The 12,440-nt window shown below is 69.6% G+C and carries 8 protein-coding genes; 4 read left to right on the top strand and 4 right to left on the bottom strand.

All coding sequences use genetic code 11. The features are described 5' to 3' along the window. Positions 1-403 precede the first annotated feature (403 nt). From ACH4VO_RS11190 to ACH4VO_RS11200, 3 genes are all read left to right on the top strand, one after another. Positions 404-1,747 carry a serine/threonine-protein kinase gene (locus ACH4VO_RS11190; RefSeq protein WP_360991566.1) on the top strand — a complete coding sequence of 448 codons (1,344 nt, stop codon included), beginning with the start codon at positions 404-406 and terminating at the stop codon, positions 1,745-1,747. Between the two features lie 162 nt (positions 1,748-1,909). Continuing rightward, a complete protein-coding gene (locus tag ACH4VO_RS11195) occupies positions 1,910-5,002 on the top strand; it encodes a DEAD/DEAH box helicase (protein ID WP_360991569.1) in 3,093 nt (1,030 codons plus the stop codon). A gap of 52 nt (positions 5,003-5,054) precedes the next feature. Next, positions 5,055-10,550, top strand: coding sequence for an Eco57I restriction-modification methylase domain-containing protein (locus tag ACH4VO_RS11200; protein WP_360991571.1), 5,496 nt, complete (start codon positions 5,055-5,057; stop codon positions 10,548-10,550). 84 nt (positions 10,551-10,634) lie between these two features. Here ACH4VO_RS11200 and ACH4VO_RS11205 read toward each other — a convergent pair whose 3' ends face one another. Genes ACH4VO_RS11205 through ACH4VO_RS11220 form a run of 4 tightly spaced genes read right to left on the bottom strand, consistent with a single transcriptional unit; the run spans position 10,635 to position 11,957 of the window. Beyond that, on the bottom strand, positions 10,635-10,967 hold the full coding sequence (locus ACH4VO_RS11205) for a hypothetical protein (RefSeq protein WP_360991574.1): 333 nt from the start codon (positions 10,965-10,967) through the stop codon (positions 10,635-10,637). Next, entirely contained in the window at positions 10,964-11,368 is a 405-nt protein-coding gene (locus tag ACH4VO_RS11210) for a hypothetical protein (RefSeq protein WP_360991577.1), read from the bottom strand. The genes ACH4VO_RS11205 and ACH4VO_RS11210 overlap by 4 nt, the downstream gene beginning before the upstream one ends. Then, a complete protein-coding gene (locus ACH4VO_RS11215; RefSeq protein WP_360991579.1) occupies positions 11,365-11,592 on the bottom strand; it encodes a hypothetical protein in 228 nt (75 codons plus the stop codon). The genes ACH4VO_RS11210 and ACH4VO_RS11215 overlap by 4 nt, the downstream gene beginning before the upstream one ends. After that, positions 11,589-11,957 (bottom strand): hypothetical protein, encoded by a 369-nt coding sequence (locus tag ACH4VO_RS11220; RefSeq protein WP_360991582.1) that lies wholly within the window; start codon positions 11,955-11,957, stop codon positions 11,589-11,591. The genes ACH4VO_RS11215 and ACH4VO_RS11220 overlap by 4 nt, the downstream gene beginning before the upstream one ends. A 158-nt stretch (positions 11,958-12,115) precedes the next feature. On the opposite strand from ACH4VO_RS11220, the gene ACH4VO_RS11225 reads away from it, so the two are divergent. Beyond that, positions 12,116-12,343: a winged helix-turn-helix domain-containing protein gene (locus ACH4VO_RS11225; RefSeq protein ID WP_240799316.1), complete on the top strand. Its 228-nt coding sequence runs from the start codon at positions 12,116-12,118 to the stop codon at positions 12,341-12,343. The last annotated feature ends 97 nt before the right edge of the window (positions 12,344-12,440 follow it).

Here is a 12,440-nt window from a genome sequence, read left to right on the forward strand (position 1 = left end):
TTTCAAGGGTTATGAGGATGAGCCTCGTCGTGCGTCACGCGGTCTCGTCGAGAACATCGCGCGGACGTCTCGCGGCCCGCGGTACCGAATCGACGGACGCAGCAACAAGGAACCCCCACGTCGACACCCATGAGGGGTGTCGAGGCTGCCTGCCCCGATCGCAGCGGGGCGTCCCATGCGCGGGGCTCACACGTCGGTTCTCAGCCAGCGTACAGTCCGATCCAGCCGCTCACCTCCCTGACCTGCTTCAGCCCCAGCAGAAGACGCGGCCGCCCGTCCTAGACTGTCCGCATCCGCGTACGCCGTCGGCCGGACGCGGCCTCCCCGTGCGTCCGGCTCCTCCGGGACCGCCCGCACCGCCGACAACAGCACGATCAGGTTCGACAGGGGTGGGGGCACGGCCGTGTACGAGCTGAACGAGGAGACGGATCCGGCGCTGCTCGGCCCGTTCGAACTGCTCGCCGTGCTCGGCCAGGGCGGAATGGGCCGCACCTACCTCGGGCGCAGGCTCCCGCTGGAGCATCTGGGTCCCGAGCTGGAGGCCGGGTATCACCTGACGGAGCTGGACGAGTCGGCGCAGCCGGTGCTGGCGGCGGTGAAGGTCATCAAGCCGTCGAAGCTGCGGGACAGTTCCGAGCACTCCGAGGAGGAGACCAGGGCTCGGTTCGCGCAGGAGATCGAGACGATGCGTACGGTCGCCAGCGCCCGGGTCCCGGCGCTGCTCGGCGCCGATGCCGAGGCCGAACAGCCCTGGCTGGCCATGGATTACGTCCACGGCCCGACCCTCCACAAGCTCGTCCACGCCTGCGGCCCGCTGGCCGTGGGACCGTACGGGGCGCTCGGACTCGCCCTGGTCGACGCGCTGCGCGCGATCCACGGCGCGGGGCTCCTGCACCGCGACCTCAAGCCGGGCAACATCGCCGTCGGCCCGGACGGTCCCGTCGTGCTCGACTTCGGTCTCGCCGTGCTCACGGAGCGGGACAGCGACGCGGCTCTCACGAAGACGGGTACCGGCTTCGGTACGCCGTCCTACATGTCTCTGGAGCAGGCGAGGGACGCCAAGCACGTCACGGAGCCGGCGGACGTCTACTCGCTGGGGGCCGTGCTCTTCTTCGCTGCCACGAAGCGGCCGCCATACCCGTACGGTCCCATGCCCACCGCCCCGAAGTGGGACGGTGTGTACGGGCCGTGCCTGCCGCTGCTGGGCCGGATTCTCGTGCATACGGCGGAGCAGCGGCCGTCCCTGGACGAGATCGCGAGCGACCTCCGCCAGCTGCTCATCGATCACGGGCTGACGGAGGAGGCCGCCGCGGACCAGTTGCGGAGCCTGGTGGCGGAGTCCGGGCTGATTCCCGAGCTCCCCGCGCGGGCGCTGTCCGATCTGCCGGACCCCGGGGTCCGGCAGGCGGCCCAGCGGGCCGTGGACGACGGGGGCGCTCCGGACAGCCCATGGGCACCCGACCTGTTCGACGAGTTCCTGGAGGCCGAGGCGCAGGTCCCGGCGCCCCTCGCCCCGGCTGCCGAGCCCGCGCCCGGTCCCGCCGGATACGTGCCGACCGTGGTGGACCCCGCGGCGCAGCCGGCTCCGGAAGCCGTCGCGCCGGTGCCGGCGCAGCCCGGGGTGACCAGCTACGACCTGGCACCACCGCAGCCGCACGCGGTGCCCGAGTCCGAGGTGGTGCCGCGCCTCGCCCGGGACGCCGCCGAGCGGCTCCGCAGGGCGTACGCGCACAGCGGACGCCTCTGACCGGCCGCACGGGCGCCTCCCGGGCCTGGCGCGAGCAGCGTTCCCAGGCCGTCTAGGCTTCAAAAGGGCCCCGCGCCCCCCTCCTCACCGGTAGGAACAGAACCTCGTACGTGCCCGGGTCCGGTGCGCGTCCCGCCGGCCCGTCGAAAGGAACCACCCGCCATGCCCGACGCAGCGTCCGAACTCTCCTCGGGCCCACCTCCAGCGGGCACGGTGATCGAGGTACGGAACGAGGAGTGGCTGGTCCGCAGCAGCGCCCGGACCCCCGCCGGCGAGATCGTGATCGAGGCCACCGGCGCCTCCGAGCTGGTGCGCGGGCACCGGGCGCGCTTCCTGACCTCGCTCGACGGCATGCCGCGCGTCCTGCGCCCCGAGAACACCAGGCTCGTCCACGACGAGTCCGAGAGCTTCCGCCTCAGTCGGCTGTTCCTGGAAGCCGTGCTGCGCAAGACGCCGCTCCCCCAGATCGAACGCCGCCTCGCGCTCACCGAGGGCTTCCTGCTGGATCGCATGGACTATCAGCTGCGCCCGGCCGAGAAGGCTCTCGCGAACCCGCTGCGGCCCCGCCTGCTGATCGGTGACGTGGTCGGCCTGGGCAAGACCCTGGAGATCGGCATCCTGCTGGGCGAGCTGATCCGCCGGGGACGCGGCGAGCGCATTCTCGTGGTCACTCCGGCGCCGGTCCTGGAGCAGTTCCAGCACGAGATGTGGACCCGTTTCTCGCTGCCCCTCGTCCGCCTGGACAGTGTCGGCATCTCCCGGATCGAGCGGAAGATCCCCGTCGGCCGGAACCCGTTCACGTACTACAAGCGCGTCATCATCTCGATGGACACTCTGAAGAACGCCAAGCGTTACGGGGCCTGGCTCCAGGGCATCGAGTGGGACGCCGTCGTGATCGACGAATCCCACAACCTGATCAACCGGGGCAGCGACCGCCGCGTGCTGGCCGAGCTGCTCGCGAAGCAGACGGACGCGCTGGTCCTCGCGAGCGCCACCCCGCACAACGGTGTGATGCGGGACTTCACCGGTCTGGTCCGGCTGCTGGACCCGATGGCGGTCACGGACGAGCAGCACCCGAAGGCGTCGGAGCTGCACCACCTCATGCTGCGCCGTACGAAGGTGAGCACGGAGGTGGCCAAGGCGTTGCACGACTCCTGGGCGCCTCGCGGCGCGTCGGAGCCGATCCCGTGCGCGGCGGGCGAGGTGGAGGAGCGCGTCTTCGCCGAACTGACCGCGAGCTGGCTCGGGAGCCCGGACCCGCACGGGGCCGATCATCTCTTCCCGTACGTGCTGCTGAAGTCCTTCCTGTCCTCGCACCGGGCGCTGTTCGCGACGGCCCGCAAGAAGCTGTCGAGCCTGGGGTACGCCCTCCCCGAGAGCCACAAGCACGTCACCGATCCGCCGCTGACCGGCGCCGAGGCGCACTCGCCGGTGCCGGAGGTCGCCTCGCTGGTGCGGCTGACGGAGCTCGCCCGCGAGATCGAGCGGGCTTCGACGGCCGGACCCGGTCCCACAGCCACGGCCAAGCTCGCCGCCCTCGTCTCCTACCTCCGGAAGATCGGGGTCGGTCCGGGCGGCCGGACCCGCGCGGTCGTGTTTTCCGAGCGCCGCGAGACCCTCAACTGGCTCGGGACGGTGCTGCCCGCGCTGCTGGGCTGGAAGAAGCATGAGGACGGCGAGGCAGCCGTCAAGGTGATGCACAGCGAGGTCTCGGACACGGTCCAGATGGATTACGTGGACGAGTTCGCGCGGGCCGGCAGCGACGTACGGCTGCTGCTGACCGGCGACGGCGCCTCCGAGGGTGTCAACCTGCACCGTCAGTGCCACCACCTCGTCCACTGGGACCTTCCCTGGAGCCTGATCCGCGTCGAGCAGCGCAACGGCCGCATCGACCGTTACGGGCAGACGGAGAACCCGGAGTTCCGGGCGCTGATCCTGCGGAGCGAGGTCGAGGGCGCCCTGGACGACCGGACCGTCGCGGAGAAGGTCCTTGCCCGCGAGGCCCGGGTCCACGAGGTGCTCGGTGCGGTGGAGGCCGCCACACGGGAGGACGACTGGGACAAGGAGGAGCGCCGCGTGATGGAGGCGCTGCTCCGGGAGGCTCCTCCGGAGGAGGCGGTCGCAGACCTGGAGGCCGTCGATGTGGAGGCCCTTGCCCGGGGCGGGGGTCTCGGCGAGGAGTTCCCCGTCGCCCGGCGGACGATGAGCGAGTTCGGCACCGGGCCCGCACCGGCGGACGAAGACGGCGCGGGCCCGGGCACGGGCTTCGACGCCGACTTCGACTTCGATCTGGACATGGACCTGGATGACTACGGGTCCGACGCGCAGGACGAGCCCGTCCCGGCGCAGGACGGCCGCGGACCGGCTCCGGAGGAGCCGGGCGTGCCGACCGTGGACGAACTGCGCCTCTTCGACACCGCACCGGAGCGCAACCGCCTCCTGTACGTACGCACCGGTCTTGAGGAGCTCGCCCGGCTGGAGTCCCTCCGTCTCGACGCCACCTTCCACGGCACCGACCTGAGCTTCGACACCCCCGAGGACCTGGCCGACCGGCTCGACGTCCTGCCGTCCGGCTATCTGCGCGACCAGAACATCGCCCGCCGGATGAAGCTGACCTTCAGCCGTGAGGACGCGGCCGACTCCCTCAAGAGAGCACGGGAGGACTCGAACTCGACCTCCCTGTGGCCGGACGCCCACTACGTCGGCGAGCTCCACCCCGTCGTCGAGTGGATCACCGACAAGGTGCTCGTCCAGCTCGGCCGTCAGCAGGCCCAGGTCCTCCAGGTCGACCCCGCCCGCGCCTCCTCGCCGGTGGTCCTCACCCAGGGCGTGTGGTCCAACGCCGAGGGCCGCCCGACCCTGGTCGCCTGGCGCGCGATCGACCGGCTCGACGGGCCGGAGCCGCGCGTCCGGGAACTCACGCCGCAACTGCTCGCCGAACTGGGCATCGGCCCGGACATGCCCGACCACTACACCCCGGGCCCCCTGGAGAACCTTCAGCGGCTGGTCCCGGAGGCGGTGGCCGTGACCCGCCGCGAACTCGACGGTCTGCGCGAGATCGCCGACCGGGAGGTCGACGCCCCGCTGCACGCGTACGAGAAGCAGGTCAACGACTGGCGGCAGGAGCTGCTTCCGGGCTTCACCCGCTCCACCCGCGACGAGGCGGCGGACCGCCTGGCCGGGGCGGCTGCCCGGCTGCGGACCTCGGGCGAGCCGATGATCCGGGTCCTGGCCGTGCTGGAGCCCGGCGCATGAGCCCTCGTCCCCTCGACCTCCCCACCATGAACAGCGAGCAGGAGCAGCAGGCGTGACGTTCGACTCCCTGATCAACGAACGCGAGTACTTCCCGTCCTTCTACCTGGACGACATCCTGCCGAAGCAGCTCGCGAGCGGCCCCCTCAAGCAGTGGTCGGCGCGCGAACGCCAGGGTGAGGCCACGCCCCGGCAGAAGCTTCGTGATCTGACCCGCCCCTACATGGACGTCCGGGCCGTGCTCGCGCCGGACGCCGAGAAGTACAACGGGCTGCCGTACGCACCGGCCGTCGCCGCGCAGGCGGCGGCTGCGGCCGTGCTGAAGGCGGTCGGCCCGGACACGGAACCGCCGGCCTTCCAGCCGCTGCAGGAGCCCGAGGCCGAGGCCGACAGCACATCCGAGGGCGAGTGGCGGGGCGCGCTGGGCGGCTGGCACGAACGCCTGCTGAAGGCGCTGGACTTCGTCCCGCGCCCCGGGCACTTCACCGCCCGCACCCCGACCGGTCCGATCGCCGTGCCCGTGGCCCACTCGGAGCCCGGCGTCGTCGTCCTGGCCGGTGGTTTCGCCGAGGACCTGGACGCCACGCGCGGCGACGGCCCGGCGAACCTCCTCGCCGCACCGGTTCGTCTCTCGGCCTCGAAGACCCTGACGACCGTCCGCGAGCTGGCCTCCTGGGTGCTGAACGCGGACAACGCCCCGCGCTACGCGCTGCTGCTGTTCGGCGGGGTGCTGATCCTCGCGGACAAGCAGCAGTTCTCCCGTGGCCGCTACCTCGCCGTGAACCTGGACACCGCCCTCCCCCGCAAGGCGGCCAAGGGGGCCAAGGCCAACGAGATCGACCTGATCGCGGCGGTCTTCGCGGCCTCGTCCCTGCGCCCGGCCGAGGACGGCTCGGACGACGAGATCGCCAAACTGGTCGCCGAATCCCGGGACCACTCGGTGGGCGTGACCGCCGAACTCCGCGTCGGCCTCCAGAAGTCCGTCCAGCTCATCGCGAACGAGGTGCTCGGGCGGGCGCGCACGGAGTTCGGGGTCCACCCGGACGACCTGCCGGAGTGGCTGCCCGGCGCCCTGCCGGAGCACGGTGCCCTGCCGCGCCTGCTCACCGAGGAGTCGCTGCGCTACCTGTACCGCATCCTGTTCCTGCTGTACGCCGAGGCCCGGCCCGAGCTCGACATCCTGCCGGTGAAGAGCGAGGCGTACGCCTCCGGATACAGCGTGGCCCGGCTGCGTGAGCTCGTGGTCCAGGAGAAGCTGGGCAGCGCGTCCCGCGACGGGTTCCACTTCCACGAGTCCCTCTCCCTGCTCTTCGAGAAGGTGTTCAGCGGTCACCCGGTGGCGAACACGGTCACCGACCGGAGCGCGCCCGTCGAGGAGGCCCCGGAGCTGGCCGAGGACGACGGCCACGAGAGCGTACGCATCGAGGCGCTGCGCTCACGGCTCTTCGACCCCACGTCGATAAAGCTGGTCGGGCAGCGGATCGACTACCCCGAACCGACCCGTCGCGACGGCTCACCGGCCCCGGCGACCCCCCTGGATCTGCGCCTGCGCAACAAGGTGCTGCACCAGGTCCTGCGCCATCTGACCCTGGTCGAGGGCAAGGGCAAGGGCCGGGGCGGGTTCATCAGCTATGCCAACCTCAGCATCAACCACCTCGGCGCGGTGTACGAGGGCCTGATGTCGTACACCGGTTTCATCGCCGAGAAGCCGATGTACGAGGTCGCCAAGGGCGGCAACCCGGAGGGCGGGTCCTGGCTGATCACGACCGACCAGGTCCGCAGCGGGCTGTACTCGGACGCACCGGGCGACAGCGTCTTCGTCAAGAAGGACGCCGTCAACCCTGAGACAGGCGTGCCCGACTCGGTGGTGCACGAGGTCGGTTCGTACGTGTACCGGCTGGCCGGCCGGGACCGGCAGACCAGTGCCTCGTACTACACACCGGAGTCCCTGACCCGGGCGACGGTTGAGCAAACGCTGCGCTTCCGCCTCGACGACGAGGGGCGCATCGACCCGCGCGAACCGGAGAAGTCCGGCGTCACGGCGGCGGAGGTGCTGCGCTGGCGGGTGTGCGAGCCCGCTCTCGGCTCCGGCGCGTTCCTGAACGAGGCGGTCAACCAGCTGGCCGAGCTGTATCTGAAGCTGGCGCAGAAGGAGCGGGGCGAGCAGATCGACCCGGAGGAGTACCCGCGCGAGTTCCAGAAGGCCAAGGCGTACATCGCCCTCCACAACGCGTACGGCGTCGACCTCAACAGGACCGCGGTGGAGCTGGCGGAGATCTCGCTGTGGCTCAACACCATGTACCCGGGGATGCGGGCGCCCTGGTACGGGCTGCACCTCCACCGGGGCAACTCGCTGATCGGCGCGGCGCGCAAGGTGTACCCGGGGAAGTCGCTGGGTGACGGCGGCTGGCTGAAGTCCTCCGGCCGCCAGGCGCCGAAGGCGGTCCCGCTGACGGAGGCGCTGGGGGGCAGCGGCGTGCACCGGCCGGTGCACCAGTTCCTGCTGCCGGCGCTCGGGTGGGGGTCGGTCGGCGACTCGGTGTCGGTGCGGAAGGCCACCGGGAAGAGCGTGGTGGCGGGGGCGGTGGCGGAGTGGCTGGACCCGTCGCTCATCGAGGCGATGCGGAAGTGGCGCTCGGCGATGCGGCGGGCGCCGAAGGGTGAGAAGAGGGCGTCGGCCTCGGTTTCGGCCTCCGCTTCGGGGAAGGCCGCGACGAGCCAGGCGACCGTCCTGAAGCGGGAGGAACGGACCGGGCAGGGGGCGCTGGACCTGGGGCTGGACATCTGGGAGCAGTCGGGCTTCGACTTCGCGGCGGCGTCGGCCGCTGATGTCGCGCCTGCGCCCGCGCCCGCGCCCGCGCCCGCGCCCGCGCCCGCCAAGCGTGTCGCCTCTTCGGCGGCCGGTACGAACGCGGACGACGGCTCGTACGGTCAGACGGGCCGCCTGCGGGCGCTGGCCGAGCGGGTGGAGTACCTGTGGGGCCTGGTCCGGCTGCGGCTGGAGTTGTCGGAGCAGGAGATCTCGCGTGACATCCCGGTGTGGGGTGCGGAGGGGGACGGCAAGCGGTCGGCGTCGGTGATGGACCGGGAGGCCGTGCTGGAGGCGCTGGAGGCGCCGGGCAGCCCGTACTGGCGGCTGAAGCAGGTCATGGACGCGTGGTGTGCGCTGTGGTTCTGGCCGCTGGAGGAGGTCGCGCTCCTGGACGGCACGGCGCCGGACTACTTCAACGGGGCGCAGGATCTCAAGAAGCTCGGCAAGGGCGCCATGGACCGGAAGGTGGCGTTGCGGAACCTGGACGAGTGGATCGAGTTCGCGGAGTCGGTCGTCGGCCGGGTTGATGTGGAGCCGGGGAAGGATGCCGGTTCGCTGTTCGAGATGCCGAAGGTCAACGGGCTCAAGGGTCTGGACGAGTTCGAGCGGACCCTCGACGACAAGATGACCGAGATCTCGGGCTGGGTGGACTTCCTGAGCCTGGGCGACCTGTTCCCGTGGCACGGGACGGCGGTGCGCATCGCAAGGGAGCGGGGGTTCCTGCACTGGGAGTTGGACTTCGCGCATGTGTTTGCGGGGGGCGGGTTCGACCTGATGGTGGGGAACCCGCCGTGGGTCAAGCAGGAGTGGAAGGAGAGCGGCGTCCTCGCGGAGTTCGAGCCGTGGTTCGAGCTCGCGGAGAAGCCGAGCAACGAGGCTTGGGCGGAGCGTAAGGCGGCGGTGCTGGGCGGGGAGGCGGCCCGGTCGGCGTTCCTGGGGGAACTGGCGGATTCGGCTGCCGTGTCGGGGTACTTGGCGTCGGTGGATACCTATCCGGAGCTGGTGGGAACACAGCCTGATCTGTATCGGGCGTTCATGCTGTTGGTCTGGCGGGCGGTTGGAGAGCGGGGCGTGGCGGGACTAATTCATCCAGCTACACACCTGACAGGAGCCAAGGAAGGGCTCCTTAGGCGAGCGACCTACCAGCACCTGCGGCTTCACGCCGACTTCAGTAACGCGAGGAAGCTCTTCGCCTCACCAGTGGGCCACACAACCCACTTCAGCCTGAACATTTACGGGCAACTAAAAGAGATTGACTTCCAGCATATTTCCTGGCTATTTCACCCCACGACGCTGACATTGTCACTACGACACGCTGGCGAAGGCGAAGAGCCGGGAATCAAGCAAAATGGCGAGTGGGACACCCGTCCCCACAGCGGTCGCCTTGTCGTCGTAAACAGAGAAACGCTCACGAGTTGGCAAGAACTAGCTACCCCGGGGAGCACATCTGCACCCGAAGAGGCAAAAACCCTATTCCCGGTAACCGCATCCGAAGAGTCCGCCATCACCTCGCTGACCAAATGGCGCACCCGGTTGAGCGTGCACACCCCTCGCATCAGCTCAGGATTTCACGAAAAAAACGATCGCACCGCCGGTTACTTCACCTGGGAACCTGGGCCCTCCGAAGATTGGAGCGACGTTATTATCCAGGGCCCGTTCTTCGGTATCGCAACCCCCTTCGCTAAGCAGCCCATCACGAGCGCTCGCACCTCAACTGATCTCGAAACCTGGAATCACTTCGCACTCAGTGAGGATGCAGTCCCTCGCACGAACTATCGACGCCAAAGCGCTGTCCCCAGATTCCGCGCCAAGCAAGACAAATGGGCCTGCCACGACCCCTTCGAGCAGCTTGACGGGAGTTCAGGCCAACCCGAAGGACAGACCTGGCGCCCGTACTCAGAATTTTACCGAGCGGCATGGCGCGTCATGATTCCACCGGAGACCGAACGCAGCCTCATGGTTTGCATCGTGCCACCGGGCCCTACGCACGTAGACCTTGTAAACACGATGGCGCTTCATGACGTTCACATGACAGCCCTTACTAGTGGATTTTGGGCATCGCTACCCTGCGACTACTACGTTCGCATTAATGGAATCCGGCACCTTCGAATTGGAGAAGCAAATAATCTACCCGCCCCCACTCGGGGGCACCCGCTCGCATCCGACCTTCTATTGCGGACGCTCCGACTAAACTGCCAAAGCCGAGCCTATTCGCAACTATGGGAAAAAGAATATGACCATAAATGGCCGCAAAGCCATTGGGCATCCCTGCATGGCCCACAGGAGGAGCGCTTGCTTAGCGATGGCGTTTCCCCTACATGGACCTCACGCACCCCCCTCCGCAGTGAGTTTGCCCGCCGCGCCGCCCTCGTAGAGATCGACGCCCTCGTAGCTGTGTGGCTCGGCATTAGCGCAGACGAGCTCGTCGCCATGTACCGGGCCCGCTTCCCCGTACTCCAGCAGTACGAGGAGAACATGTGGTTCGACGCGACGGGACGCCGGATCGCCAAGGCGCATCAGCAGCACGGGTACGGGCAGCCGAAGGACGCCTGGAAGCAGCTCAGCTCCCACGAGGACTTCCCGCTCGAAGCGAACGTGCCCGAGGGGTACGAGGGACCGCTGTACCGCGCCGACCGGGTCAAGGAAATGAGGGCCGCGCACGCGGAGTTCACGCGTCGGATGCGGGCCGTCGGGTGGGAACCCGGGGACACGGAGCCGCCGGAGTCCGCCGAGCAGTAGGCCGGGCCCGAACGCAGTCCGCCCCGCCTCCCTCAGGGAGAACGGGGCGGACAAGCGGGCCGCGCTACGGAACCATGGGCGGGGTCAGAACTCGGCGGGATAGTCGTCGATCCTGATCACGCGGGCGAGGTGGAACCCGCGCTCCCCCTTCTCCGTAGCGGTCTCGTGGAACTCGACGAGGCCGAGGCCGCGCGGCATGGCCGACACATACCCACCGGGGACTCCCGGGAGCGGCCGGCCACTGGGAGGAAGTACGCCCAGTTCCAGCGCCTCGCGCATCTCGACCATGACGGAGGAGACAGCCGACATCACGTCGGCGGGAGTGTCGAGGCTGTAGAGGACCTCTTCGACCTGTGGCGAGAGGGTCAGCGGGTCTTCCTCCTCGGGACCCTCGCACCAGTCATCCTCAGCACTCACCGCCCACGCTCCCGCAGCTCCCGCATGACTGTGGACGCCGAGCGCCCCGGGGCTGTGCCCGCCTTCACCGCAGCGGCTGTACGCGCGGTCTGCGGGTCGCCTGCCACCTGGACGAGCAGCCACCAGTTCGTGAGCACCTCCCCGATCGTCTCGGGGGTCGCTTCACCCATCTCGCGGTAGAACTCCATGCGCTGCGCAGCAGGCAACGCGGCTGCGACGGCGTTCTGCGTGCGCGGGATCGGCTGCGGGTCGGAGTGGATCGGCTGCGTAGTCACGGTGACCTCCAGGGTGGGCCCCGCCAGCGTATCCGGCGGAGCCGTGGACGTGTCGGGGTCGACGCGGAGTGCCTTGGCCCAGCCACGGTGGAACGCCAGCACCGTCACCGCGCCGCGCGCAGTCACTCGGCCCCGTCCCGGTCCCCGCCCGGCCTGCTCGGAAAGAGGTCGATCACGTCCGGCACCGGCGGGAAGTGGGGGGCGCACTTCGGGCACGCGTACATGTTCCATCCGGGCCCGGAATTCTGGTGCACCTCGGCCACGACCACGGGTGCGTCCGTGACGAGGTAGCAGCGCACGCAGAGGCGGACGGGCTTCCGCGTCGGCGTACGGGGAGTCGGCTCGCTCACCAGGCCACCCCCGCCGCGTGCACGTCGCGGGCGTCCAGGTCGATACCGAAGTCCGCCGCCATCACGAGGCTGAGCCGCCGCAGGTGCTGCCGGGCGCGCTCCTCCTGCCGCTCGTACGCGACGAGGTAGGGGCGGACGAGGGCGCTGTCCTCTCCGGCGAGCCGTTCCCCGAGCCCGTACGGGGACCTCGGCCGGGTGGCGCGTGCCCGCGTGCGTTGTCGGGCCGGAACGCCGGTCGGGCCGACTCCTTCCGGCCGCCGGACGGAGGTCGGGGCGGTCGGCTGCGGGCCAACCCCGCGTCGTCCTGAACCAGGCGTCAGCACGCCCAGCAGCCACGCAAGCAGCGCGGCGATAAGGTTTCGCATAGCCGAAGCTCCAATCTTCGGTGTGCCCCTGAGCGATCCCTAGGCCGGATCTCTCAGGGGCGTTTTCGTGTGCACACCCAGTCTACGCACACTGTGCACAGCGTGCACAGTGTGCTGCCCAAAGTGTGGCTTGCGCAGTGTGCACAGACGATGGAGATGTGATCTATGAATGGCAGCGGGTGGCCAACGACATCGAGCGACGCATCCGTGCTGGAGAGATCCCGCCGGGCGGACGAGTCGAGAACGAGCGCGAACTGGCGGACGTCTACAACGTCAGCGCGGGAACCGTCCGTCGCGCTGTCCGAGAGCTGCGCGAGCGCGGACTCGTCGAGACCCTCCCCGCAAAGGGCTCGTACGTCGTAGACGTACTGCCCCCCGCCGACTGACCCCCACCCCGGCCGATTCCGGACCCACTGTCCGACCCCGGACGTAAAGTGGGCGGGGCCGGGGGCGGATGATCACCCGCGGCCGACGTCACACGTC

It is taken from the genome of Streptomyces sp. NPDC020780 (assembly GCF_044334475.1).
GTDB lineage: Bacteria > Actinomycetota > Actinomycetes > Streptomycetales > Streptomycetaceae > Streptomyces.

Excerpts from the sequence above, each read along its gene's own strand:
- ACH4VO_RS11195 (WP_360991569.1), top strand. The coding sequence starts at position 1,910 with ATGCCCGACGCAGCGTCCGAACTCTCCTCGGGCCCACCTCCAGCGGGC.
- ACH4VO_RS11220 (WP_360991582.1), bottom strand. The coding sequence starts at position 11,957 with ATGCGAAACCTTATCGCCGCGCTGCTTGCGTGGCTGCTGGGCGTGCTG.